Genomic DNA, 25180 nt, shown 5'->3' on the forward strand with positions numbered 1-25180 from the left:
TATTTTTTGACCTTGTAAGTTTTTTAATCTGAATTGTTACCTGTTATTATTCCAGGTTTTTACCAGTTTATCGAGTATTTGATTAAGTTGGACTGGTGTCAGATGGTTCGGTAACTGGCGGTTGCGTGACAGTTCTACATGGATTTGGTGCATCTGATTGTAAAACAATGCCAAAACGGTTGATCTGGGAGGAGTTTAACAATACAGTAGCTGGCAAAAGTTTTGAATTTGGTGGAACTGAGGTAGTTACCTCTGGGTTATTAATCTTACCTGGAGTTTGTGTACTTTTATTAGCACAGACTCGCATAGACACCAAAAAACTCCCAGAAGCAGGATTTGGATTTGATTTTTTTTCAATAACTTCTAAAAAAGTCCCACGGGGAAGTGATTGGTTTTTTCCCCAGGATATGTCATTGTTGGTTTTAATGACCCAACCAGGAGAAAGATTAGCCAGCGATCGCGGTGTAGGTGTTGCTTCGATGCCAGGATTTTGAGTTTGTAAGGGATTGGAAAAAATTGGAGAGGTTCCTCGCAGTTGCCTGACGAACAATCCTAAAAAACCTGCTGCTAGCACAAATATTAATGGAACTATCCACTGTAAGGGGAATTGACGACTTTTAGCAGGTTCAGTGTCTGGAATCACCTGAGTCTTGTGGTTTGGGCTGCCTAAAACTGTCGCATCTGTTCCTCTGGATGCTAAATCAACAGTTTTGGCAGAATAACTCTGGGGAATCACTGCTTGGATGGTGATTTCTGGTTCCCAATATTGGACTTGATAGTGAACTAAAGCGACGGTGACATTATCATGTCCATTTTTAGTATTAGCAATTTCGACTAATCTATCGGCAACAGTTGCTATATTTGCTTCTCCAATTAAAATTGGCAAGATTTCTGTTTCCCAGTACTCTTCTACCCGATCGAAGTCACTCAAACCATCGGATGTGAGCAGAAAAACAGCATCTTCATCGAGCATAAATCGTCCCGAAGTGGGATGCAATGAAGTGCTAGAACCCATCCCCAAAGCTTGGACAAGAGAGCCAGCGGCACTCTGTTGCACTGCCTCACGGTAAATGGCATAACCTAGTCGCACTTCACGGGAGGCGACATCATCATCAAGGGTAACTTGATAACAGCCGTGGCGTGTAATCCAGTAGGCACGACTATCACCGACGTGGGTAATGTACATTTCATGAGCAACAGGCAATGCCATGACTAAAGTCGTGCCCATGCGTTGACGCCCTTGGCGATTTTCACTGTCATTGCGCTGACTGATTTTGTCATTGGCCATTGCCACTGCCTTATCTAGGTCATTCAGCAGCATTGAAGGATCTATGTGGTCGTAGGGAACCTTTGTTAGTTGCTGTACCTGCTGCTGGATTGTTTCAATGGCTAAATTTGAGGCGACATTGCCGCCCTCGTGCCCACCGATGCCATCACAGACAATTGCTAAGGCTGTTGGCTGGGGTGGTTTGCTCACAAGAGTTCCACTGGGGGGGCTACAGGCATCTTCGTTACGTTGACGACTTGGCCCGGTGTCAGTTTTGGTGATAATTTGGATCGTGGGTGTTTGCGATCGCCCTAACCCAGCCAGTCCCCGATCTAAAACTCCGATTAATTGATCGGTGGAATTAATCTCTCCCTGAATTAAAGCCAGGCTAACGCGATCGACAAATTCCGTGATCGCTGGTTTGGCAGTGCTGACCAACTGCTGCCAAAATTCACCTAATTGCGGCAATTCTGGTGATGTGGCGCTGTCAAAACGCAATTCCAACAACCGGACTAACGATCCTTCTACCCGCAATACATCAGAGTCAAGTAAGCTAGAAGCGACACCTTCACTTACAAGAGGTTGCCACAGATGAGCTATTTGCCATAACCAATTCAGTTGGCGCATTGATGTTGCATCACGCCAAGCGGTGGTTAACTCGCTGCCTAAATGCACTTGTTGGATAGTGTCATCTACTAATAGTGGCGGTTTTTCTAAGAGTAATATTTCTCGGTGGGAAGACCCATCAGCAACAAAAAGCACTCCATATACCTGCGGTACGTGTAAACGGTAGGGAATCAGTCTCAGGTAGGCTTTTAGAGGCTGCAAATTATCTAACTCAGGCGTTAGCGCTAATAAACCAGGCTTCGTATCTAAAAGAACAAATTTATCAAGGATTAAATAGCGATCGGCTAATATTTCTCCAGGGCTACCCACAGTTGGGCTATCTACCACAGCCCAGAGATAAGTTTTGGGTAGAGGCGTGGAACATCGCTGGCAAAACTTGTGAGTCAGGGGGTTGGCAGCCTGACAATTTTCGTTTGGACAGTAGAGCGTTGCCGCGTCATTTTCCATAGTTTTCGCACCGATCAGCGATTGGCAATTTCTTTAATAGCATTAGTAGGGACAATCTAGACCGCTCATCTTTCTTAAACTTGACATACCCAGACTTTAGATGATGATTTTAGCTGGCGGATATCAGCAGGTGCTAATACTTAATCCGATCCAAAAAATACGCTCCTAACTCAACCCCACAGCCTAATCATAGCTTCTATTGCCCTGTGACTCTCCATCGCCAAAGCAACTAACTCCAACCCTGTCACCACAGCATAACCCAAGCATAACTGCACGATTTGCTTTTGGTAAATTACCCCATCATCAACGGGCAGATAATGTTGGTATTTATTTAGTTTATAAGTAGGATAGCAAGAATTAACTTTAATTAAGAATTAAGAATAGCAAATATTAATTTTGGCAAAAGTACCTGATAAATGCAGTGACTCTAAGAATCTCTTTAGGACTGCTGTTGGTGGCAGCGGGGGTTAGCTAGTGCTGAGTTAAGAAGTAGACTTATGAATTTTTCCACTCTCAGCCGAAACACTTTTAACTCAGCACTCTTTGTACAGAAGGGTTCAGGCAGCCCGCTGCCAACTCATTGGCTTATTGTTTGTCGTCAATGGCAACTTGAGGAACTCCCATGCTGTAATTAGTAACACGGGCAGAAAGATTGTAGCTGACTTCGCCGAGTTGCAGAAGCGATCGCAGATAATGCTCTAAGTCTGACCCCACACGGCGCAAGTTATAGTCTGTGAGGTCTGCGCCACTAGATGCTTCTACTAGTTCATCAAATTTTCGATAAATTTTTTGCAGTGCATCTTCATTCCAATTAAATTCGTTATCTGGGTCAACATCTAAGGTTAAGACTTGTTGACTAGGAACTAGATCGCCATCCCGGTCAATTTCACCTGCAAAAATGCGGATGTGCCGGGTTGTGGACTTGAGCAGCATCGGGTTATCCATAAAAAGGTGTAAGATTTGCGTGGATTACACTGAAATTATTGTAGACGTTATATCCGAGCTTGAATGCTCTCAATTTAAAAGCTTTGAATGCTGTTTTCAAAGGGTACATTGAATGGTCATAAGTAAAAATATCATCTTTACTGATGAGTTTGCTACTACTGTTATGAGTTGAAGATATATTTAACTGCTAGTACTGACAGTAGTCGAATTATTTTTCTGTAAAAATTAATTGATAGAGTATTTTCATTTAGTCTACAAATCTGACTTACTGCTAAGATTTTTGGGCTTGATTAAGTCTAAAAGACGGTAGGATAAGGCACTCAGCAGGAATAATTTGCTCTATGTGCTTTTTTTATAGAGAACAAAAGTTTTGACATTAATAATTATGCCGAGCAATTTATCCTGAATTTTATATTGCAAAAAACGTACATCAAGTAATTTCACTGAATCGTGCTACATCTACTGCTGGCATTAAGAAACTCAAAAAAAATCAGCGGTTTTACTTACGTATAAACACCAAAATTAGAGTAACAAGTCAAACTGTTATTGACGTTCACATAAAGTTGATGTAAAAACCTTTAAAAAGGTTGAACAACTTCTTACAGAAACTTTATTGTGTAGAATCTTAAAAACTGAATAATAGTTATGGCTTACCATAAGCTACATCTGGCACAGAAACGTCAAAATCTAGACACCGAAAATCTAGCTTGAAAATACACCACAGGAGAGTGAAATGGAATACAAAGGTGATTGATGAAGAAAAATTCTTAATTCAAGCACTTTGGATTCAAAAGAGATATAAAGAATTTTTGCTGGACATCTACCTCCTTACCCTCATGACAACCAAGTAAAGGAATCTCAATAGCTATGAACTCCAAAGCATTACCACGCCAGATAAATAATCTCGAAGTAGGTGTTTATGAGTGTGAAATACATCTCAAATTCCGGTTGATTGAGGAAAAAAGTCTATTAAGCGATCGCGAGCAACTCTTACAAGTGCTACTTGATGCTTTAACCGAAGGTTCTGATGACTTTCTAGAAACGCTACAAGCGTCCGTTAAAGCCCAGGAAGTATCTGAGTTTAAAGCCTCGCCTCAAATGCGACGTCAGCTAATGCGCTTGCGTAATGTCGCGGAAAATTCCCCAACCTAAAGGTGTAATTTAAGTAGTGAAAAACGTGAAATGGGCATCAAATCAAATGTTGATCCCATACCCCTGTTGCCATAAAAACTAAGCATTCAGTAGATTTCATCAAATATTTTGATTTCTACCTTGTGAAAGTCTTATTTAGCAGCACAAAGTCCCAGGAACAGTTTCCGCTATTAAAAACTTTGTAGCCAAGAATACTGGTAGAATATGAAAACAAATTCAGCCGGGTGCATTTTACCGAGTTTTTATCAAAACATTGCAGAATAATAAAACCCTGTGTCTTTACAGATGGGGAATTGGACAACAGGCGCAAATCAAATGAAAATCTAAAAGACCAAAGTAAAAATAAATAACCTCCCTTTTAGCTTTTTGCTTAAGCTAAGTGCCTGATTTGCTGAAATACTTATGTTTTATCTATTACTGGTAATAGGTTATGGTTTAGCAGCCAGTTAGCTATGATCAATTACCTAGAGGCAGGGGAGATGAGGGAGACAAGGGGACAAGTCTCTCCCTTCTTCCTTGTCCACCTTGTCTAGCTTGTCTCTTCTCCAGACCCAATACTTCCCTACCAGAGGCTGCGCCAACGGCTTCTCTAAGAGACTCTACAACGCGAACGCTCAGTACAAGTACAATTCCCAATGCCTATTTAGCAAGACCGTGTTCGAGAGCAAAACGAACTAACTCTGTACGGCTATTGGTGCCAGTTTTACTAAACAAACGGCTGACGTATTTTTCTACATTGCGGACGCTGGTTTCTAAGCGACGGGCGATTTCTTTGTTCATCAACCCTTCAGCGACCAAATTTAAAACACTTTGTTCTCTGGGAGTCAAATCAATTTTAAAAGGCGCTGGCGATTGGGAAATAGCATTTCTTTGAGTTAACAATGCCTTTATTTGGGCAATCTGATTGGCTAGTTCAGCAAGATCGGGGGTTTCAGCGTCATCTCCCGTACTCGCAGCCTTAGCGGCGCGACGCGCTAGCAAATTTTCGACTATAGCCACTAACTCGTCTGGGTCAAAGGGTTTGGGTAGATAGGCATCAACACCAGCGTGATAGCCTTGAATGCGATCGCCTGTCATACCTTTAGCAGTTAAAAATACTACTGGGAGTGCTTGAAAACGGGGGTCTTCCCGTAGTTGCTTCAGAAACTGATAGCCATCCACTTGAGGCATCATCACATCAGAAATCACTAAATCAGGTGTATTCATCTGCATCCATTCCCAACCTTCAAGGGCGTTACTGGCGACTTGAACGCTGAAACCGCTCTCTTGCAAATAGTCTTTCACGGCTTCCCGTATCCCTGGTTCATCATCCACCAGTAACAATTGTGCTGACATTTAAGATTACCTTGAGTTTTCCTTTTTCCAATTTAGCGAAAGTTGGTAGGCATTGAGCAACTTGAATTCACCCCTACCGCCTTTAAAGCTTTTAAAGTTGACATCTCTGCCTCCATCAACCCTATCGCTGCATTAACCATCGTGTCTCATAGGGACGGGCTGCTTGCAAAGTTGTCCAACATTTCCCTGTAGTAAGATCCCAACAGTTGATGGCTTCATCTTGGCTACCACCGAGGAGAGTTTGCTTGTCGTGGCTCAGACTAAGCAACCAATATAGTAAAACAGTCTCCAATAGCTATATGCCAAATTTTGATGGCGCCTAGACTAGACAAAACTATGCTCAGGATTTTAAATAACCCTTACCATTGAGGATTTTCCATAATTAATGCCTCTGCCACCGAGCTATTTAACGGAACGGAGAAAAAATGTCCCTGGCCATATTGACAGTTTAACTTTCTTAGAAGTAATAGTTGCTCTTTTGTCTCTACCCCTTCGGCAAGCACATCCACACCTAGCTTGTGTGCCAAGGTGACAATTATCTCAATAATTTCTAAATTATTATTAGTGCCCATCAGGTTGATGAAAGAACGGTCAATTTTCAACACACTAATCGGAAAGTTATAAAGACCACCTAATGAGGAATAGCCCGTACCAAAGTCATCAATTGATAACTCAATCCCCATCTTTTGAAGTTGTAAGATTGCGGCAGTTACCTTATCACCATTTTCCACAATTGCGTTTTCAGTAATCTCTAGCATTAGAGTGCCAGCATCAAGGCCCGTTGAGTGTAAAATTTGCCCAATCTGCTCTATCAAATCCGGCTGAGAAAATTGCTTGACAGAGAGATTAACACTAATTTTCTCTAGTAATTTAAAACAATGGCATACTCGCCAAACTTGCATCTGGCGGCAGGCTTCATGCAACACCCATTTGCCAATGGAAAAAATTAGTCCAGTTTCCTCTGCTAGGGGAATAAAATCTGCTGGATTAAGCAGACCACGCTCTGGGTGCTGCCAGCGCAATAGAGCCTCAAAACCGACAATAGAGCCACTAGTGAGCGAAACAATCGGTTGGTAATAAACCCGAAATTCTTCGCGTTCAATTGCTCGGCGCAAATCGGTTTCTAACTGCAATCTCGCCAGAGCATTAGCATACATATCTGAGTTGAATAGCTTATAACGCGCTCTGCCTAGCACCTTGGCTCGGTACATTGCTGTATCTGCATCCCTCAACAGTTCTTCTGGGTGTTGATAGTCTACTGTCGAACTCAACGCGATGCCAATACTTGCCGTAATGAAGACTTCTTGTCCGTCAAGCTCAAAGGGTAATGTCAGTTCCTTCTGAATCCGTTCAGCGACTTTGATGGCGTCTGACATATCCTGGATTCCCTCAAGCAGGATTGTAAATTCGTCTCCCCCAAGTCGTGCCGCTGTATCTATGGAGCGTATACATATTTGTAGTCTACTTGCAATAGCAAGCAGCAATTGGTCTCCATTTAGGTGTCCCAGGCTGTCATTGATTACCTTAAACCGATCTAGGTCGATAAATAGTACAGCATATAGATAATCTGAATGCCGTTTTGAATAATTTATCGCATGTTTTAGGCGGTTCATAAATGCAACACGGTTTTCCAGACCTGTCAGTGTATCGTGAAAAGCAAGGTGCAATAGTTGTGACTCGACTTTTTTACGTTCTGTAATTTCATTTAGCAATTTCTGATTTGCTTTTACCAGTTCCGCTGTCCGTTCCGCCACCCGTATTTCTAACTCACTGTAAGCTCGGTACAACATTTCTTCAGCTTGTTTGCGTTCACTGATGTTGCACAGCAGCCAACGCCAGCCAAGTTGCTTCTCCCCAAGGTCGTATACTACAGACGCTTTCACATTAGCAGGGAAAGGCTTTCCTCTCCGTGGCTGTAGGTGAATTTCCCAGTTCAGTATCTCTTGCAAATTGTTTATTTGAGAGCTAAAGTACTGGCGGTCTTGTTGAGCAATAAAAAGAATTAATGGTTTACCTACTAGATACTTTTGTTGGACACCAAGCAAAGTTGCTGCTACATGGTTAGCCTCTTGGATTGTCCCGTTGATATCAGTTACCAAGTAACCATCTGGAGCAAACTCGAACAAATCTTGGTAACGCTGGCGCTCTTTCTCTACTGCTGCTCGTGTTACCTTTAACTCCTCGGAAGCTGTCAATAGTTCTTCCATTGCGGTGTTAAGTTCCTCGTAAGCGTCTGTTATCATCTCCTGTTGTGAGTTCAGCTTAGTTCCATAGCAATTTAATAGTCCCTGTATTTGTGAGCACAATTTATCTATCTGTTGATTAAATCCATCCGCTTTCATGTTGCTCAACTCACAAAACTATGAAGCGTAGCTGTGACTGAAAATACCAGGGGAAGCAAACCCCATGCTTTCCTCAAGACTTCAGACGCTATTGAGCAGGTAAGGAGAGAAGGTTACTTGAAAGAGCGGACACTCTATAAATAAATATGACAGAACTTGGTTTTTTGATTTACTAACTTAATTTCTCAATAATGAGGAAGCAATCAAATTTGTGCAGCCTCAATCAACTTTTCATCTTATTGAGTGCCAAAAACTTGTCTTATAACAACCAAACTGCTAAGTGGCAACAAGCCCTACCTACTGAAACTCTTATTTTATTAAATACAAGGTGCTAAAGTTAAAAGTTCATCAATAACAGCATATTTGCTTTATCTATTTTTGAAAATACTTCTTAAGATACATTCGCTTTTGTGAGCTAAGAAAAGAATAAGGCTCTCAGTCAATGCTTCTGGGCTGACAAGAGCGTTTTTGCTTAGGCGTTACTGAATTCAGGTATGAAAACGATTTTGCGTGATTTTAAAACCTTTGTAGAGATTAGCAATTGCAACGTCTCTACACCAAGATTTATACATCTAATCAGCAACGCCTTTTTTATTCATTACAGTCGAGCAATTATCTTGGCATTCTCTGGTAGCTTGGCGTCTCTTTGTCCAGCAGTACGCGCCCTAGCTGTGAACAAACCAATGGGAGTATTTAATAAATCTACAAGGGTGGCTTGACCGACGATGCCTAGGTTGGGCTGCGCCAACGCCTTTTTAATATCTCTTGGAATTTCCTTCAATAACCAACGTGCCAAACGATAGCCGTATTCTTTGGGTGTCATCTCTCGCATTAAATCTACACCGTACAGTTCGTGCAGATAGCGATTTGAGCGTCCATAACGCCGCCATTGACTTTGTAGTTCTTGAAGTGTAGCGCGGTGGCGGTGCTGAACGATCGCATTTGGGGCAAATTCCAAACGCCCGATGTTTTCCCCCAAAATTCGCCAACAAATATCAGCATCGCCACCAGTAGTTAGATAAGGACGAAATAAACCCACTTTTTCAAAGGCAATGTGCCGAATCGCCAAATTAGCCGTTTGACCATAGGGACGAAAGGAATGGTTAAGGGTATGCTTTTGCGATAAAGTTTCTTGACGGTCTGCGTGTTGTTCTAGCAGAGTTGTGCCTGGTAGTGCCAAAATTTCTCCAGCAACAATTACCACTTCTGGGTTGACAAAAGGTTGAATGAGTGTATCTAACCATTGCGGTTGTGGGCAACAATCTGCATCGGTAAAAACGATAATTTCACCCGTAGCAGAGCGAATCCCAGTATTACGAGCAGCGTAAGAGCTTTGAATTTGGTTCTCACTCAAGGGGCGAATTGTAATTGGGCAATTTTCGGCAGATGTTTTGAGGATGGTGAGAGTGCGATCGCTACTGTTATTGTCCACCAACAAGTATTCTACCCGGTCTTTTGGGTAAGTTTGAGACAACAGACAATTGATTAACTCTGGTAAATCCGCCTCACCGTTATAAATAGGAACAACCACCGACACCATTGGTAAAAATCTGGTGGCGGTGGTTGCATCAACTGGCTGATGATTCATAAATCTGAGATTTTGGAGATGGGATTAGTAGCTAGTATTCCCAAACCAAAATCCTGGAACGGCATATCAAGCAGTTTTCATAACTCCAAAAATCTGGATTTGGGAATACTACTATATAAACACCTGGTAACAAATCATTCGCGTCAATTTAAAATTTCAGGTTATCGGCGCGGCTCATGGGTCGAGTCGGTTGATTTGCTGGCGGCTGGGCAAAGTTGTTATTTGATAGAATTGCGATCGCCCGAGCATATTGGGGATCGCTCTTAGTTCCGATTAAATTTGGATTAGAAGCCAATTGACGCTCTTGTGCTTCTGTCAAATCTAGCTTGATGTCTGGAGCAATCCCTTTATGGTTAATATCTGTTCCCGCCGGGGTGTAGTAATGGGCTATGGTGACAGCCAAGCCAGAACCATCTGCGAGTTCATGAACTGACTGCACTAGGGCTTTGCCAAAAGTTTGACCACCTACAACTACCGCCCGCTTATTATCCTTGAGTGCCCCTGTGAGGATTTCGCTAGCACTAGCTGAATTCCCATCCACTAAGACCGCCAAAGGACGATTTGTCAAAGCAGTGCGATTAGCTTTAGTTTCCTCAGTGCCGCCCACACGGTCTACTGTCTTGACAATTCCGCCGTCATTATACCACATACGAGCAATTTCAATACTCGCTTGCAACAAACCGCCAGGATTTCCCCGCAAATCCAACACATAAGAATCAACTTTCTTAGTGTTCAAATCGCGGATGGCTCGTTGCATTTGGTCTGCGGCGTGGGCGCTAAATTCTCGCAAACGGATATAGCCAACGCGGCGGTTCCCTTCTTGTCTGAGGGTATAGCGTACTGTTGGGACTTCAATACTTGCTCTTGTCAGCTTCAAATCAAAGGCATTTTGCCCCGCCCGTCCCAGTCGTAGCTTGATGGGACTACCCGCTTTACCACGGATTAGCTTCGAGGCATCATCCACTTTCATTTTGATAGTGGATTTGCCGTCAATTGCCAAAATTTCATCGCCTGCTTTGATCCCAGCTTTCAGCGCCGGAGAATTTTCTATGGCTTCGACAACGGTGAGGCGCTGAGTTTTTTCGTTCACTTCCATCCGAACGCCAATCCCAGAGACTTCCCCAGATGTTTGGCTAGTTAGAGCTTCAAATTGTTGGGGGTCCATGAACCGAGTGTAAGGATCTCCCAATTTTTGTAAAGCTTCGCGGATGGCAGTGTATGCTTCTTCCTTAGAAGAGTAGTCTTTGCTCAACAGGCTTTGCCTAGTTGCTTGCCAATCTTGTTGATTAAATTTACCATCAACATACTCATGATTTACCAGTTGCCAAACTTGGTCAACTATCACTTTTGGGCTGTCTTGTAGGGCTAGAGCAGCACGGACACCACGAGTCCAAGCGGGGCCGAACACAGACATGGTAGCAGTTGTGGCGATCGCTCCACCAATCAAGGCTACTTGGAGCGGTGAGTAACTTTTCGCAGATTGGTTCATGTATACTTAGCTGGAATAATTGTGTTGTTGACAGTTTAGCAATCAGGCTTTCCAGAAATTTTTAAGTTTTTATACCCCAGAATCAACAATTTTCCTTCATCATTTTTATCCTTAAATGATGCCAAAAATGCCGCATTAGTTGTTAACAATGATTTCTCAGTTTGTTAGTCTTCTCCGGAAGGCTATACTGAGCATGTGACACTTTAATTAGCGTCATGTTTGCATTCAAGATTACTTTTATAAGATAGCACTTTGCTCACTGAATTGCAGTACTGTTAGACAGTAATAAAATCAGTTTTTCTTACTTAAGTCATGAAACGCAAATTTACCATCAAATCATTAATTTCTATTAAAAAAAAATCTGTTAATTTGTGGCAATTGTTACAAAAACTCAGTGGTGGATTGTATGTTGTCCTGGGTGTTTGGCTGATTTTCACTACTATAACCTTACTTTTTGCTTCTTCGCAGCCAATAGATGCCTTCTTTGTCTTGGGTGGCAGTATTCGTCGAGAAACTTATGTTGCCCAATTAGCAAGACAATACCCACAAACCCCAATTTTAATTTCTCATGGTTCCCCAGATCCCTGTATACGCTTAATTTTTGAGGCGGAATTAGCAGAGTTACAAAACGTTTGGTTAGAAAACTGCGCGAATTCTACCTTTGAAAATTTTTATTATAGTATTCCAATTCTGCGCCGTTGGGGAGTGCATAAAGTCATGTTGATTACCTCGCCAAGTCATTTACCCAGAGCTAAATGGATGGCACAGATTCTTTTTGGCGCTCATGGTATTTGGGTAGAGCCAGAAATTGTTCAAGAATTGGGTATTCCTGGTAATCGGGAATCTTGGACTAAAACTGGATTAGATATAATACGCAGCTTATTTTGGTCGATTTTAAGTCAAATTATTCAACCGCAATGCTCAAATGTCACAAAACTTACTGATGTAGATATGCAAGCTTGGGAGCATCGAGGTTTTCATTGCGAACACCAAGGGGGGCTGAGGAGATAAAGGAGATGAGGATTTATCAGAGGACTATAATGCTACTCAGTTTTTGGTAGCATGATAACCGTGTCATCATGCTAATTAGGATAGTATCATTTAAGGATCAAGTAACCGAAGATATTTTGGTTCTTCAGTACGTATTATGCTGAACTTTTAATTAAAGTCCGTCACTTACCTTGAAAATCAAGCCTTACAGGGAGTTATAGCTTCAATTTCAAAAATCTTGCCTCAAGCGCTAAGAGTGACGGCTGTTATTATTGCCCAGCAAGGATTTTAAGCTAATTTACAGACGTATTTAGCATAACAAGTACTGAAGAGCCGATATTTTTGAGAACCACGAAGTAGCGATCGCTTTAAAAATTAAGCAGTATATTTGCATAAAATAATCGCAATTAGGCAAAGGTGAAGAAAATCTTACTCTCCACCTCTGGGCTTGTTGTTAAACATCGCTTCTGCTAATTGCACCCAATGGAGAATCAATGCAAAATTTCCCAATCTTCCAGCATCAAAATAGCATCTCTATACAAAGACAAATCCGCCTGATTAACTTCTATTCCCTCTCCGATTCCTTGGAGAAGCGTAATTGTCAATTTTCCTCCCAAATGTTCGCGGAATTCCGTAAGCCCCCTAAACAGACAATGCGGATGATCTAGTTGATCTAATTGCTCTGTCAGTGCTGATACGTACAAAGTAAAGCCTAATTTTTTGAGTGTAGTTAGAACCATTTGCCACTCTGATTGCAAGAGTTGCCCTGTTAAATATGAATAGGTTGTATCTAAAGCGATGCCGATCGCTACAGCTTCACCATGACGTAAGCTGTAATTAGTTAAATGCTCTAGTTTATGAGCAGCCCAGTGTCCAAAGTCTAAAGGACGCGATGAACCCATTTCAAAGGGATCGCCACTACCAGCAATATGCTCTAAGTGCAACTGAGAGCAACGATAGATCAGTCTTTCCATTATGTCCATGTCTCGATTAGCCAATTTATCGGCATTAGTCATAATGAAATCGAAGAAATCTGCATCTTTAATCAGTGCTACTTTCACAGCTTCTGCAATGCCCGATCGCCAATCTCGATCGTCGAGACTAGTAAGAAAATCAAAGTCATTCAAGACCGCATAAGGTGGCATGAATGTACCCAAAAAGTTTTTCTTGCCGAAGGCATTGATTCCGTTTTTTACTCCTACACCCGAATCATTTTGCCCTAATACTGTTGTCGGTACTCGTAGCAGGCGAATTCCTCGGTGAGCGGTTGTTGCTGCATATCCTGCCATGTCTAGAACAGCTCCACCTCCAATTGCTAAGACGTAGGAGTGACGGCATAATCCAGCTGCATTGATCCGCTGATGAATTTGCTCTATAAATCTAGAATCGTTTTTGACTGCTTCTCCACCTGGAACTACTATCGGCTCACCGCTCAGTGTTAGTACATCTTCATAACATTGGGCATAGACTGATAATTTTTTTAACAGCCCATCTTGATACTGTAAAAATCCTCCATCTACCACCGCTAGCACTTGTTTTGGGGTTGTCTCCCCATCTGCGGCGATCGCTTGTGCAAGTAAAGGATTATCTAACTGAAACAGACCTCTAGTGAAGTGAACATCATAATTGAAGGTAACACGGACACATTGGTTAATTGGTTGTAGATTCAGAGCGCTTTTTTGTTGAATAACCATTTGAATATTATTACTTTTTAAGTAACTGTAAATCAACACATTATTGCAATTAAAATCAATAGCAATATAAATAGAATCAATCCATTATGTAATTCAATTTTTAGATAAATTACTAGATAAATCTATTTATTAAAACAATCATACTTTTGAAGTGTCTTCGCCTAACAGATAAAATTCAAATTAACATGAATTTATAATTTATATTGATGCCTATGCTTGATATCTAAGGTTAGTAATGGAGATCATTATTACATAAAATTCTAATTTTTTCCGTAAGGTAAGTTTAGAATTTATCTAATCAAAATGGTATCTTTACAGTATCTTCTTTAAAGTCAGGATATTTTTATAGATTCAGTGAAGTTATAATTCTAGTAGTATATTATCTAACTGCTTCAAACCAAAAAAATCAAGTTTAGTGCTATATTTTATACTTGGTTGTCACAAAGAAGTTGGGCAACTTATCCTGAATTTATCATGAGTAAAGTAAACAAATTACTGCATCAATGGTTGTTAAAGTCTGTTTCAGAGAAAGCTTTTATTTGGTTGGAACAGAAGCAGGCACAGATTGCTAGCGGCGCTGCTGAACGAGTGTTTTTTACGGCTTTTAGTGCTGTGCCGCGTTATCTGGGTAAACAGGATTTGCAGCTAACATTCCAGGACTTGGAAGCAGCAGAGGATCTGATTCCCGGCTGGTATCCTGGTAATTGGAGTGTAGATCAAGCAGGTCGCACACTTTTGCTTTTAGCTTTGCCCCACGATGATGCTGAGGGCTATGTGCGATCGCTCGATCGAGTCTTCTCCACTGCCGATATGGGGGAGTTAGTTGTCCTTTATCAAAGTTTGCCGCTACTACCACATCCAGAGTTACATCGCCATCGTACTGCTGAGGGAATTCGCAGCAATATGAGCAATGTATTCCAAGCCATAGCACTACGTAACCCTTATCCAGCGAATTATTTAGATAATGCTGCCTGGAATCAGATGGTGCTGAAGGCTGTGTTTGTTGGCAGTCCGTTGCATCTAATTTGGGGTCTAGATCGGCGTGCTAACCCAGAATTGGCGAGGATGTTGGCAGACTATGCCCATGAACGTTGGGCAGCTAAACGCTCAGTTACGCCAGAACTTTGGCGACCTGTAGGGCGGTTTGCCGATAGCGCCATCATCACAGATTTAGAAAAAGTACTGGCTAATGGGGCTATAGACGAGCAAGAAGCAGCAGCCTTAGCTTGTGCTGAGTCTCCCTTACCCCAAGCGCAAGCATTACTTTCTCATTACCCAGATTTACAGTCATCCATTCAACAAGGTAATCTGACTTGGAGCAGTTTTAGCCGCGATGCCTGCGGCGAGCTGCGCTAACGCCTCTTTGTTTACAAATAAAAGGGAATGGAGGAAGACGCGATTAATCCCGTCTGTACAAGGGAGATGAGGGAGACGAGGAGGACAAGGTAAATGCCCAATGCCCAATGCCCCATGCCCAATGCCCAATGCCCAATGCCTCATTCTCAATGCCCCATGCTCAATCATTAAAACCATGATGTTTATTGATCCTCACATTCACATGTGTTCCCGTACTACTTACGATTACTTAGTAATGCGGGAATATGGAATTGTCGCCGTTATTGAACCAGCCTTTTGGTTAGGACAACCCCGAACTAATGCCGGCTCATTTAAAGACTATTTCAGTAGTCTTGTAGGCTGGGAACGGTTTCGTGCTAGTCAGTTTGGCATCCAGCACTACTGCACAATCGGCTTAAATCCGAAAGAAGCTAACAATGAAGCGCTAGCAGCTGAAGTTATGGAACTGCTACCACTTTATGCCTGTAAAGAAGGAGTTGTTGCCATTGGTGAAATTGGCTATGACGATATGACAGAAGCAGAGGATAAGTACTTTTGTCAACAGTTAGAATTAGCCAAAGAACTCGATACGTTGGTACTAATTCATACTCCTCACCGTAATAAGAAGGCGGGTGCTAGTCGGAGTATGGATCGCTGTATTGAATATGGTTTAGATCCTTCACAAGTAGTTATCGATCACAACAACGAAGAAACTGTTGAAGAAGTATTAGGACGAGGTTTTTGGGCAGCTTTCACGATTTACCCACAGACGAAGATGGGTAACGCCCGGATGGTAGAAGTTGTCCGTAAGTATGGGTGCGATCGCATCATTGTAGATAGTAGCGCTGATTGGGGTATTAGCGATCCTTTAGCAGTACCAAAAACGGCTCAGTTGATGTTAGATAGGGGCATTCCTGAAGAACATGTGCAAGCAGTTTGTTATGAGAATGCCTTGGCTGCTTACAGTCAAACTGGGCAGATGAAAGCTTCAGATTGGCTTAATCCCCAATCTGTAGATCAGCGTCAGTTGTTCAGTGGAAATTCTGTGCTACGGGGACAAGAACCAGGAATCAAATCAGTTTCAGATTTTGTGTTGATTGAGTAGAAAATTGGGAGTAAGGAGTGTACAAATATCTGGTTCATCTGTAATGTGCGGTTTATTTTGGAAAGTTACTAGGTATGGAGGCAGATAAGTGAATGTTGCAAGCTTAAATTTTCAAAGCTGGCGGGGTTATCTGGAATTGATGCGTCCTGCTAATATTGTTACTGCTTGGGCGGATATTCTTCTTGGTTTTGCTGCTTCTGGCTCTGGAATAATTTTTACTAAATTAATTAATGGCGAAGCAACTGTTGCCATACTAATTCCATTAGCTTGGTTGTTATTGGCTACAACTGGTTTATATGGCGGCGGTATAGTTTTTAATGATGTTTTTGATGCGGAATTAGATGCAAAAGAGCGACCAAATAGAGCAATTCCCAGTGGTCGCGTATCTCGTCAAAATGCTATTTTATTGGGGAGTATACTGTTTGCCATAGGTATTATAGCTGCCTTTCAAGTATCATTGTTGAGTGCTGCGATCGCTATTTTTATAACTCTTTCATGCCTCCTCTATAACTCACTCGCCAAACATCATCCTTTTTTCGGCCCTTTAAATATGGGTTTGTGCCGTGGCAGTAACTTATTATTAGGTGTAAGTGCTGTACCAGAAATAATCGGAGAACGTTGGTATTTAGCGCTGATTCCTATTCTTTATATTGCTGCTATCACCGCAATTAGTCAGGGTGAAGTTCACGGAGGTAAGAAGATTACGGGAGTAATAGCATTACTGCTAATTGCAATAGTTTTGACGGCAGTTTTAGCTTTAGGATTAGTGGATGAGTATACAGCGATTGCAGCCTTACCATTTGCTATTTTATTAGCTATCAGAATCTTACCTAACTTTATCAAAGCTGCGCGGGAACCGATAGCCGAAAATATCCGCAATGCTGTGAAAATAGGTGTTTTATCTCTAATAGTCTTAGATGCAACCGTTGCATCTGGTTTTGCTGGTTTGTATTACGGTTTATTCGTTCTAATCTTGCTACCAATTTCGATGAAGTTAGGAAAAGTATTTGCTGTTACTTAAATTTGAATGTATACACCCAGTAATACCATTAATCGGCTGTAGGGGTGCATAGATGTGCATCCCAAGCCCTATTTTTTACCTTGCTAAAGCGATCGCGGCATTCTGTCCACCAAAGCCAAAACTCAAACATAATACATGCCGAATTTTACTTAGACGCGCTGCTGTCACGATATCTAAATCAAACTCTGGTTGCTGCAAACCTAAACAAGGCGGTAATATTTGATGCCTTAATGCCATGAGAGAAAAAGCTACACCTAAAGCTCCAGATGCCCCTAGTGTATGACCTGTGCTTCCCTTGGTGGAACTAACTGCCACGCCTTGAGGAAACAAACGCTGGATTACCATACTCTCCATTTGGTCATTTAGCTGGGTAGCTGTGCCATGAGCATGAATGTAATCGATATCGGTTGGTGTCAGACTACTACGTTCTAGACATTGTTTGATGGCAGCGATCGCACTTTTACCTTCAGGTTCTGGTGAATTACTATGATATGCGTCGTTAGTTAAGCCAAAACCGAGAATTTCACCATATACTTTTGCTTGACGCTGCTTTGCAAACTCTGCTGATTCTAAGACAAACACAGCTGCACCTTCACCCAACACTAAGCCTTCCCGATGCAAATCAAAGGGATAAGCCCCAGTTTTCGCCAAAGCACCCATCTGCTGAAATCCAGCTAAAGTTAAGGGTGTAATCGGTGCTTCCACTGCACCTGCGATCGCTTGTTGACATTGCCCAGTTTGTATAAGCATAGCTGCTTGGGCAATAGACCAAATTCCAGTCGCACAAGCTGCCATCGGTGCCAAAACTATCCCCGATGCGCCGATTTGTCTTGCTGCTGCGATCGCATTTATATGAGGTAATGTATCTAGCCAATTTCCAAAAGAGGACACAGGGAAATTCTTCGCGTTATACATTTGCCGCGCCAGCATTTCCCAAGACGCTTGATAAGAGCGACTCGATCCAATAACTACAGCACAATCAGCTAAAGGGGCAATTAACCCAGAATCTTGTAAAGCAGAAGTAACAACCATCTGAGTTAACATTGTCAACTCAGATGGTTGTTCACCAATCAAACCTAGAGGAAGTGGTGTAAGTTCTGGAAATGGTTGATGTAAACCAATTCCAGATTTACCTGCGATTAAGTTTCGCCAGCTATCCTCTAAGCTTCCACCTAAAGCGGAAACTAGACCAATACCAGTGACACAAACCTTAACCAATCTGAATTTTAGGAGTAAAGAACCTTCCGCTATTCAAACATTCAATTCTTCATTTTGAATTTTGAATTTTGAATTGATTTCTCCTACTGTCCAGGCGTTTTCAGGTTTTCAGCACCTTGAGTGACTTTAGCAGAATCAATGCGATCGCCTTGCTGAATTTTGTTGACTATATCAAAGCCTTGAGTGACATTGCCAAACACGGCGTAGTTACCATCCAAAAATGCTAGATCCGCTAAAGCAAAGTAAAACTGGGCAGAAGCAGAGTCTGGTGATTGCGATCGCGCCATCGCCACTGCACCCTGTTTATGGGGCAATACAACAGCTTGAGCAGTAGCATCAAATGGTTTATTGTAAATCGGAGTATCTGAACCTTTAGCTTTAATTTCTAAAGGTATATAACGAGCATTTCCCGTTTTTGGGTCAATATAGCCACCGGTTCCCAGTCTATCTGCTGGAACTTTCCGGTCTTTGCTTTGAGGATCGCCCCCTTGAACTACAAACGGTTGGGGTTCGCGCACAACTCGATGGAAAGCTAAACCATCGTAAACACCCTTTTGCACTAAATCTACGAAGTTGCCAGCTGTAATGGGGGCATCAGTGCCATCTACTTCGATAGTAATCGGCGAACCTTTAACCGTCAGCACCACAGTAGCTTTGCCTTCGAGCCGTGGTAAATCTGTAATTCCAGGAATACTCTCACTACTAGTTTGAGATGCAGATGTTGCTTCAGTAGTTGCCTTGGTGCTTGCCTCGCTTGTGGCCGAGGTAGTAGTCGAGTTTGGAGAAGAGCTATTAGAAGCGACTTGCTGTGTTGAACATCCTCCCAACATCAAGGCACTGATAATCACAAGAGAAAGCAAAAATTGTGAAATTTTTAACCGCATTGCCTGTTACCGATTTAACCAGAGTATCTTATCGTTTTGAGTGACATTGGGGATTGGGAATGGGGCATTGGGCATTGGGAATTGGTTATTGATCAATAATTTTTCTTCCCCTGCCTTCCCTGTCCCCCAATCCCCACTCCCTTACAATCCTTCTAGTGATACTCCCAAAAAGCGGGCTAACTTTGCGCCTTCTGTTTCCAACTCTGTTAAAGATAACGGTTGGCCAACCCGTGTTAAGGGTATATCTCGTCGTCCCTTAATGCGTAGATAGAGGGCGCGACGGGGGTTAAGACCTTCTTTTACGTCTATTAGTATAGATTGGACATCTTCTATGCGGCTATCAATCTGAATTCGGCGGTTTTTGCCAGGAAACCCCCAGCGGAAAATTTTGATGGCGCCAGTTTCCCGATCGAATTCGTTATAACCGCCTCCAACATCCAATAAAATCACTAGCCATAGGTATGTGGCTAATAGCAAGCCAGCAGCACCATATAACCCCATCACTAATCCTTGGGGGACGAATACCAGTTGAGTGGGATCGGAAACTATGAGTAAATTAACTTTTAAATAACTGGATATTCCAGACAATAAAAAGCCGCTTGCTCCCAAGGTAACGATAGTTGCCCACCAGTAGTTACTGAACCGACGAGAACCGAGAACATTTTGGTGCAGGAGGCGATCGCCTTTGTTAATCGTTGTTGATGTCGTCATTGAACTACCATTGCCCGTGAGATACTCGCTGTCACATACTCGCACACTGAATGCTTTTGCATAGAGTGGTGGGTTCCTGTGCCAATCCGGCTATTGCTTAGGAGGCACGGAGAGCTATGTTTGAAGTCCACGGGAACCCTGCCGCAGACTATGAATTTTTCACTTTGTACCCTACAAATTTTACTGTCCCGGATAATGCTGGCTTACTTGTACTACGGGACAAACCACTTAGGCTATTTGTATTAGTCAAGATATGCCAACTTCCTTTCTCCTTGTCTAACGTTTCACATAGGTTTTCCAGAGGTGTATCAACGACCATGGCGGCGAAGTGACTATCCGCATTTTACCAAACATCGTTGACAAAAACTCAACTGCGTCCTTCCATGTTCCTGCTACCGATATAATTTTTTAGGGAATGTTGTACTATTTTTTCACTCAATGGCTGATAAAAATTCTTTCTCCCTGCCCTTGTACCCCCCTTATTCCCTGCTACCCTCTCCCTGCCTCTTTTTGGCCTCTTGAAATGAGTTACCTACCTACGTCTATCTGCATTAAATTTTTTTAGATTTCTGAGAAAAGTTGTGTCAAATTGTAAAATTTCTGATATTCATATTATTTATAAGGTTCGTGTTTCATGCCTAATTTGCTTCTGTGTATCAGGCAAAAACCCTGAGTAGTGTGATAAGTTAAGAATCATTAAGTTACCACAAGCTAGATTACTAGCCGATGGTACGTGTAATGTCATAACCCTGAGAAATAATGACTTAACTAGTCAGTAAGCTCTCAGAATCTCAGTTACTTAAAAGCAGTTGAGATTGTCAAAAAAAACGTTAATTCCTCACGGCAGTCGGTTACATTGGCTTTCCGTAATGCCTTAGAAACGTTGCAATTTTAGTAAAAAAAGAGGATTTTAGTCCGATGACCATCGCAGTTGGACGTGCCCCTAGTAGAGGGTGGTTTGACGTTCTCGACGACTGGCTCAAGCGCGATCGCTTCGTATTCGTAGGTTGGTCAGGGATACTATTATTCCCCTGCGCCTTCCTAGCACTAGGCGGTTGGCTGACCGGCACCACCTTCGTCACCTCTTGGTACACCCACGGATTAGCCTCCTCCTACTTAGAAGGTGCTAACTTCCTGACAGTGGCAGTATCCACCCCCGCCGACAGCATGGGACATTCCCTATTGCTGTTGTGGGGACCAGAAGCCCAAGGCGACCTCACCCGTTGGTTCCAACTGGGTGGTTTGTGGCCATTCGTTGCCCTACACGGAGCCTTCGGTTTGATTGGCTTCATGTTGCGGCAATTTGAAATTGCGCGTCTAGTAGGGATACGTCCTTACAACGCCCTCGCCTTCTCCGCTCCGATTGCAGTATTCGTCAGCGTATTCCTGATGTACCCCTTGGGACAATCAAGCTGGTTCTTTGCACCCAGCTTTGGCGTCGCAGCAATTTTCCGATTCCTACTATTCCTGCAAGGCTTCCATAACTGGACACTCAACCCCTTCCACATGATGGGTGTTGCGGGTGTATTGGGTGGTGCTTTATTGTGCGCCATTCATGGTGCGACAGTAGAAAACACCTTGTTTGAAGATGGTGATGGTGCTAACACCTTCCGCGCCTTCAATCCAACTCAGTCGGAAGAAACCTACTCAATGGTGACGGCAAACCGTTTCTGGTCACAGATTTTCGGGATTGCTTTCTCCAACAAGCGCTGGTTGCACTTCTTTATGTTGTTCGTGCCAGTCACAGGCTTGTGGATGAGCGCCGTCGGCATCGTCGGTTTAGCACTCAACCTACGAGCTTATGATTTCGTTTCCCAAGAATTGCGGGCGGCGGAAGACCCTGAGTTTGAAACCTTCTATACCAAAAACATTTTGCTGAACGAGGGTATCCGCGCTTGGATGGCTCCTCAAGATCAACCCCACGAACAATTTGTATTCCCTGAGGAGGTATTACCACGTGGTAACGCTCTCTAATAGACCAAATATCTTAGGCGGCGCTGGACGCGACCAAGAATCCACTGGGTTTGCCTGGTGGTCTGGTAACGCACGTTTAATCAATCTATCTGGCAAACTACTGGGTGCTCATGTTGCCCACGCTGGTTTGATTGTATTCTGGGCTGGAGCGATGACTTTGTTTGAAGTCGCTCACTTCATTCCTGAAAAGCCCATGTACGAACAGGGCTTGATCCTGTTACCTCACCTCGCCACTCAGGGCTGGGGTGTTGGTGCTGGTGGTGAAGTTATTGATACCTTCCCCTACTTCGTTGTCGGCGTACTCCACCTCATTTCCTCAGCCGTCCTTGGCTTTGGCGGTATCTATCATGCCGTTCGTGGCCCAGAAACCTTAGAAGAATATTCTTCTTTCTTTGGTTACGACTGGAAAGACAAGAACAAGATGACCAACATCATCGGGTTCCACCTGATTATTTTGGGATTCGGTGCATTGCTATTGGTAGCAAAGGCAATGTTCTTTGGTGGGTTGTATGACACCTGGGCACCAGGTGGTGGTGATGTTCGGATTATTACCAATCCGACATTGAACCCAGCAGTTATCTTCGGTTATGTAATCAAGTCTCCCTTTGGTGGCGAAGGCTGGATTGTCAGCGTCGATAACTTAGAAGATGTGGTCGGTGGTCACATTTGGATTGCCTTTATCTTAATTTCTGGTGGTATTTTCCACATTCTGACTAAGCCTTTTGCTTGGTCGCGTCGTGCATCCATCTGGTCAGGTGAGGCTTATCTCTCTTACAGCTTGGGCGCTCTGTCGTTGATGGGCTTCATTGCCTCAATCTTTGTTTGGTTTAACAACACCGTTTACCCCAGCGAATTCTTTGGCCCTACCGGTCCAGAAGCTTCTCAAGCCCAGGCTTTGACCTTCTTGATTCGTGACCAACGCTTGGGTGCTAACGTCGGTTCTGCCCAAGGCCCCACAGGTCTAGGTAAATACCTGATGCGCTCTCCAACTGGTGAAATCATCTTCGGTGGTGAAACCATGCGTTTCTGGGATTTCCGCGGCCCTTGGTTGGAGCCTCTACGTGGTCCCAATGGTCTTGACTTGGAAAAAATCAAGAACGATATTCAGCCTTGGCAAGCTCGTCGCGCTGCTGAATACATGACCCATGCTCCTCTGGGTTCTCTGAATTCCGTAGGTGGTGTGGCTACCGAGATTAACTCCTTCAACTACGTATCTCCTCGCGCTTGGTTGGCGACTTCTCACTTCGTACTAGGATTCTTCTTCTTAGTTGGTCACTTGTGGCACGCTGGTCGCGCACGGGCTGCGGCTGGTGGTTTTGAGAAAGGAATTAACCGTGATACTGAGCCAGTGATGTTTATGGACGACCTAGATTAGGTTGTAAAGTTTATTTAATCACTGACTATTAATTTAAAGGCTCTTGCATAAAAGCAAGGGCTTTTTTTATAGGAAAATTAGTAATCTATTAATTAAAGTGAGCGACTTGCCAAGGTAACTAATCTATGAATGATTCCAATTTTATTGATTCTTTGCGATGGACATCTGAAGCTAAGGAAAAACTACAAAATATTCCCTTTTTTGTCCGCTCTCAAGCTAAAGCTAGAATTGAACAGTTAGCTCGTGAAGCAGGACAAGATGTTGTGACTGCTGATTTGGTAGAACAGGCTAGGCTTGAGTTTGGACAATAAATCAGGAGTCAGGAGTCAGAATTCAGAATTGGGAAATACTCTACCCATAAAGGATAGAATTTTAAGTCGAGAATATTCCAGTCAATTTAATTCATCATTACGAATTACGAATTATTCTCAACTTCCTCCTACATTCATTGCTGCTAAAACAGCCTTCTGGCTTACATCTCTGTAAACGGTATTCAAATATTTCATTACCACATCACTCGAAGTTGAATTTACTGCATTTTCCTCTTCCTTTGCTAGGGGAATCGCTCCTAATACATCCAATATCGTCTCGCTGCTAGAGGGCACAATCACTACCAAGGATGACTCTAGTGGCTCATTGTATTGCCAGAAAGAGTCAATTTTTACCGAGTATTTGTTATTAGGAATTGACTGTTGAACATCAGGCGTTTCTGTAGTATTGGGTTCAATCTTGGCACTACGTAATTTACGCAAATCGCTGATAATTTGTTCTTTGGAACGTCCGCGTAATTGAAATAGTACAAAGGGATCTTCACTGAAGCGATCGCCTAACTGATAGTAAATGGCGCCAATATGTTTACAGGGATTTGCTTTATCAGGACAAGAGCATTTACTTTGGACATCAGCAAGGGTAAATGGAAATATCGAAAGACCATTTGCCGTGAATACTTCTTCTATATTTTGTGGCATTTCTCCTGCTAGTAGCTTGGCAGCAAAAATTGCCCTTTGGGACATGCTTTCAATAACATAACCCCATTGTTCATCGGTAAATGGTTCAAGGGAAAGGGAAACTTTATAAGGTTCTACTTCACTACCTTGCACCCTAGCTAATACTTTTGCTCCTTTAAATTCGATGCTTAAAACATTTCCTTGCCGAGCATAATTTCTCGCACGTTCTAAACGCTTTTTAAAGCGATAGGAATCTAGCAAATCTAGCCATTGTTGTGACCACCATTCTCGACTTGCTTGTAATGTGTAATTAGTCATAAGTCAATTTAAAATTCTTTCATTCCAGTCCGCTCAATCCCTCAAAACGTATAGCCATCAGCGGGTACACCCAACTCAAGTCAAAAATAGATTACCACCATCTGACATTAGTTGTTGTCATCAAGAGCTACTAGGTCATGCCATTTTTGGCAAGAAAGCTGTCACGTTGGCTCAATCGTTAAGGGACTCCCAACAAATAAATTATCCAATCCTCTGGGGGGCGTTTCGCCCGCCCGTAGTCAAAGGCGGACGAAACGCCCTCCATAAGAAGTAATTGGGTATTTTTTTATTTGGAAGTTCCTAACACGTCTCACTTATAGCACGACTACTGGAGTAAGCAAACAAAACCCAACTAAGTTGTGTTTGTATTTTATGTTACAAAATCAATCACAGGCTAAATAGGGCTGTCAAGGAAC

20 protein-coding genes are annotated in these 25180 nt (G+C 42.7%); 8 read left to right on the forward strand and 12 right to left on the reverse strand.

The genetic code is table 11. The features are described from left to right. Nucleotides 1-82 precede the first annotated feature (82 nt). Nucleotides 83-2341, reverse strand: coding sequence for a protein phosphatase 2C domain-containing protein (locus tag HWQ42_RS07250; RefSeq protein ID WP_292810573.1), 2259 nt, complete (start codon nt 2339-2341; stop codon nt 83-85). Nucleotides 2342-2926: 585 nt separating this feature from the next. Continuing rightward, nucleotides 2927-3286, reverse strand: coding sequence for an NAD(P)H-quinone oxidoreductase subunit M (locus tag HWQ42_RS07255; RefSeq protein WP_094350943.1), 360 nt, complete (start codon nt 3284-3286; stop codon nt 2927-2929). Between the two features lie 867 nt (nt 3287-4153). Here HWQ42_RS07255 and HWQ42_RS07260 point away from each other — a divergent pair. Beyond that, on the forward strand, nt 4154-4438 hold the full coding sequence (locus HWQ42_RS07260; protein WP_094350942.1) for an Npun_R1517 family heterocyst differentiation transcriptional regulator: 285 nt from the start codon (nt 4154-4156) through the stop codon (nt 4436-4438). A 639-nt stretch (nt 4439-5077) separates the two neighbouring features. Here HWQ42_RS07260 and HWQ42_RS07265 read toward each other — a convergent pair. The 5 genes from HWQ42_RS07265 to ctpB all read right to left on the reverse strand — a co-directional run bounded on the left by HWQ42_RS07265 (nt 5078) and on the right by ctpB (nt 11192). Further along, nucleotides 5078-5773 carry a response regulator transcription factor gene (locus HWQ42_RS07265; protein ID WP_094328649.1) on the reverse strand — a complete coding sequence of 232 codons (696 nt, stop codon included), beginning with the start codon at nt 5771-5773 and terminating at the stop codon, nt 5078-5080. 121 nt (nt 5774-5894) lie between these two features. Then, nucleotides 5895-6065 carry a hypothetical protein gene (locus HWQ42_RS07270; protein ID WP_292810575.1) on the reverse strand — a complete coding sequence of 57 codons (171 nt, stop codon included), beginning with the start codon at nt 6063-6065 and terminating at the stop codon, nt 5895-5897. A 67-nt stretch (nt 6066-6132) separates the two neighbouring features. Continuing rightward, nucleotides 6133-8016: an EAL domain-containing protein gene (locus tag HWQ42_RS07275; RefSeq protein WP_292810577.1), complete on the reverse strand. Its 1884-nt coding sequence runs from the start codon at nt 8014-8016 to the stop codon at nt 6133-6135. A 697-nt stretch (nt 8017-8713) separates the two neighbouring features. Next, nucleotides 8714-9703, reverse strand: coding sequence for a glycosyltransferase (locus HWQ42_RS07280; protein WP_292810579.1), 990 nt, complete (start codon nt 9701-9703; stop codon nt 8714-8716). Nucleotides 9704-9851: 148 nt separating this feature from the next. Continuing rightward, nucleotides 9852-11192, reverse strand: a complete 1341-nt coding sequence (gene ctpB / locus HWQ42_RS07285) for a carboxyl-terminal processing protease CtpB (protein ID WP_292810582.1) — start codon at nt 11190-11192, stop codon at nt 9852-9854. 312 nt (nt 11193-11504) lie between these two features. On the opposite strand from ctpB, the gene HWQ42_RS07290 reads away from it, so the two are divergent. Next, complete coding sequence (locus tag HWQ42_RS07290) at nt 11505-12203, forward strand: YdcF family protein (RefSeq protein WP_292810584.1); 699 nt, start codon at nt 11505-11507, stop codon at nt 12201-12203. 470 nt (nt 12204-12673) lie between these two features. On the opposite strand, the gene HWQ42_RS07295 is transcribed toward HWQ42_RS07290, so the two are convergent. Next, nucleotides 12674-13876 carry a 3-dehydroquinate synthase gene (locus tag HWQ42_RS07295; protein ID WP_292810586.1) on the reverse strand — a complete coding sequence of 401 codons (1203 nt, stop codon included), beginning with the start codon at nt 13874-13876 and terminating at the stop codon, nt 12674-12676. Between the two features lie 474 nt (nt 13877-14350). On the opposite strand from HWQ42_RS07295, the gene HWQ42_RS07300 reads away from it, so the two are divergent. The 3 genes from HWQ42_RS07300 (at nt 14351) to eboC (ending at nt 17337) form a co-directional block, all read left to right on the forward strand. Beyond that, nucleotides 14351-15232 (forward strand): EboA family metabolite traffic protein, encoded by an 882-nt coding sequence (locus tag HWQ42_RS07300; RefSeq protein WP_292810588.1) that lies wholly within the window; start codon nt 14351-14353, stop codon nt 15230-15232. 100 nt (nt 15233-15332) lie between these two features. Continuing rightward, a complete protein-coding gene (locus HWQ42_RS07305; RefSeq protein WP_292810590.1) occupies nt 15333-16316 on the forward strand; it encodes a TatD family hydrolase in 984 nt (327 codons plus the stop codon). A gap of 88 nt (nt 16317-16404) precedes the next feature. Next, complete coding sequence (eboC, locus tag HWQ42_RS07310) at nt 16405-17337, forward strand: UbiA-like protein EboC (RefSeq protein WP_334812257.1); 933 nt, start codon at nt 16405-16407, stop codon at nt 17335-17337. 75 nt (nt 17338-17412) lie between these two features. On the opposite strand, the gene HWQ42_RS07315 is transcribed toward eboC, so the two are convergent. From HWQ42_RS07315 to HWQ42_RS07325, 3 genes are all read right to left on the reverse strand, one after another. Then, nucleotides 17413-18555 carry a beta-ketoacyl-ACP synthase gene (locus HWQ42_RS07315; RefSeq protein ID WP_292810593.1) on the reverse strand — a complete coding sequence of 381 codons (1143 nt, stop codon included), beginning with the start codon at nt 18553-18555 and terminating at the stop codon, nt 17413-17415. Nucleotides 18556-18638: 83 nt separating this feature from the next. Then, complete coding sequence (locus HWQ42_RS07320) at nt 18639-19439, reverse strand: peptidylprolyl isomerase (RefSeq protein ID WP_292737487.1); 801 nt, start codon at nt 19437-19439, stop codon at nt 18639-18641. Between the two features lie 141 nt (nt 19440-19580). After that, complete coding sequence (locus HWQ42_RS07325; protein WP_292810595.1) at nt 19581-20150, reverse strand: photosystem I assembly protein Ycf4; 570 nt, start codon at nt 20148-20150, stop codon at nt 19581-19583. 918 nt (nt 20151-21068) lie between these two features. Here HWQ42_RS07325 and psbD point away from each other — a divergent pair. The 3 genes from psbD to HWQ42_RS07340 all read left to right on the forward strand — a co-directional run bounded on the left by psbD (nt 21069) and on the right by HWQ42_RS07340 (nt 23810). Beyond that, complete coding sequence (psbD, locus tag HWQ42_RS07330) at nt 21069-22124, forward strand: photosystem II D2 protein (photosystem q(a) protein) (protein ID WP_012409998.1); 1056 nt, start codon at nt 21069-21071, stop codon at nt 22122-22124. Next, the gene (gene psbC, locus HWQ42_RS07335) at nt 22108-23499 is read left to right on the forward strand and encodes a photosystem II reaction center protein CP43 (protein ID WP_292810597.1); all 1392 of its coding nucleotides are present in this window, start codon (nt 22108-22110) and stop codon (nt 23497-23499) included. Before psbD ends, psbC begins: the two co-directional genes overlap by 17 nt. 125 nt (nt 23500-23624) lie before the next feature. Then, nucleotides 23625-23810, forward strand: coding sequence for a PCP reductase family protein (locus HWQ42_RS07340; protein ID WP_292737495.1), 186 nt, complete (start codon nt 23625-23627; stop codon nt 23808-23810). Nucleotides 23811-23927: 117 nt separating this feature from the next. Here the strand turns inward: HWQ42_RS07340 and HWQ42_RS07345 are convergent, their stop codons facing one another. Further along, a complete protein-coding gene (locus tag HWQ42_RS07345; protein WP_292810599.1) occupies nt 23928-24764 on the reverse strand; it encodes an SWIM zinc finger family protein in 837 nt (278 codons plus the stop codon). Between the last annotated feature and the right edge of the window lie 416 nt (nt 24765-25180).

The sequence above is a fragment of the Nostoc sp. JL23 genome (genome assembly GCF_017115065.1).
Classification (GTDB): Bacteria; Cyanobacteriota; Cyanobacteriia; order Cyanobacteriales; family Nostocaceae; genus Nostoc; species Nostoc punctiforme_A.

What these genes read in the sequence shown, in the direction of transcription:
- HWQ42_RS07250 (WP_292810573.1), bottom strand. Translation starts at nt 2,341, where the DNA reads ATGGAAAATGACGCGGCAACGCTCTACTGTCCAAACGAAAATTGTCAG.
- HWQ42_RS07255 (WP_094350943.1), bottom strand. Translation starts at nt 3,286, where the DNA reads ATGGATAACCCGATGCTGCTCAAGTCCACAACCCGGCACATCCGCATT.
- HWQ42_RS07260 (WP_094350942.1), top strand. Translation starts at nt 4,154, where the DNA reads ATGAACTCCAAAGCATTACCACGCCAGATAAATAATCTCGAAGTAGGT.
- HWQ42_RS07265 (WP_094328649.1), bottom strand. Translation starts at nt 5,773, where the DNA reads ATGTCAGCACAATTGTTACTGGTGGATGATGAACCAGGGATACGGGAA.
- HWQ42_RS07275 (WP_292810577.1), bottom strand. Translation starts at nt 8,016, where the DNA reads ATGATAACAGACGCTTACGAGGAACTTAACACCGCAATGGAAGAACTA.
- HWQ42_RS07280 (WP_292810579.1), bottom strand. Translation starts at nt 9,703, where the DNA reads ATGAATCATCAGCCAGTTGATGCAACCACCGCCACCAGATTTTTACCA.
- ctpB (WP_292810582.1), bottom strand. Translation starts at nt 11,192, where the DNA reads ATGAACCAATCTGCGAAAAGTTACTCACCGCTCCAAGTAGCCTTGATT.
- HWQ42_RS07290 (WP_292810584.1), top strand. Translation starts at nt 11,505, where the DNA reads ATGAAACGCAAATTTACCATCAAATCATTAATTTCTATTAAAAAAAAA.
- HWQ42_RS07295 (WP_292810586.1), bottom strand. Translation starts at nt 13,876, where the DNA reads ATGGTTATTCAACAAAAAAGCGCTCTGAATCTACAACCAATTAACCAA.
- HWQ42_RS07300 (WP_292810588.1), top strand. Translation starts at nt 14,351, where the DNA reads ATGAGTAAAGTAAACAAATTACTGCATCAATGGTTGTTAAAGTCTGTT.
- HWQ42_RS07305 (WP_292810590.1), top strand. Translation starts at nt 15,333, where the DNA reads ATGCCCAATGCCCCATGCCCAATGCCCAATGCCCAATGCCTCATTCTC.
- HWQ42_RS07320 (WP_292737487.1), bottom strand. Translation starts at nt 19,439, where the DNA reads ATGCGGTTAAAAATTTCACAATTTTTGCTTTCTCTTGTGATTATCAGT.
- HWQ42_RS07325 (WP_292810595.1), bottom strand. Translation starts at nt 20,150, where the DNA reads ATGACGACATCAACAACGATTAACAAAGGCGATCGCCTCCTGCACCAA.
- psbD (WP_012409998.1), top strand. Translation starts at nt 21,069, where the DNA reads ATGACCATCGCAGTTGGACGTGCCCCTAGTAGAGGGTGGTTTGACGTT.
- HWQ42_RS07340 (WP_292737495.1), top strand. Translation starts at nt 23,625, where the DNA reads ATGAATGATTCCAATTTTATTGATTCTTTGCGATGGACATCTGAAGCT.
- HWQ42_RS07345 (WP_292810599.1), bottom strand. Translation starts at nt 24,764, where the DNA reads ATGACTAATTACACATTACAAGCAAGTCGAGAATGGTGGTCACAACAA.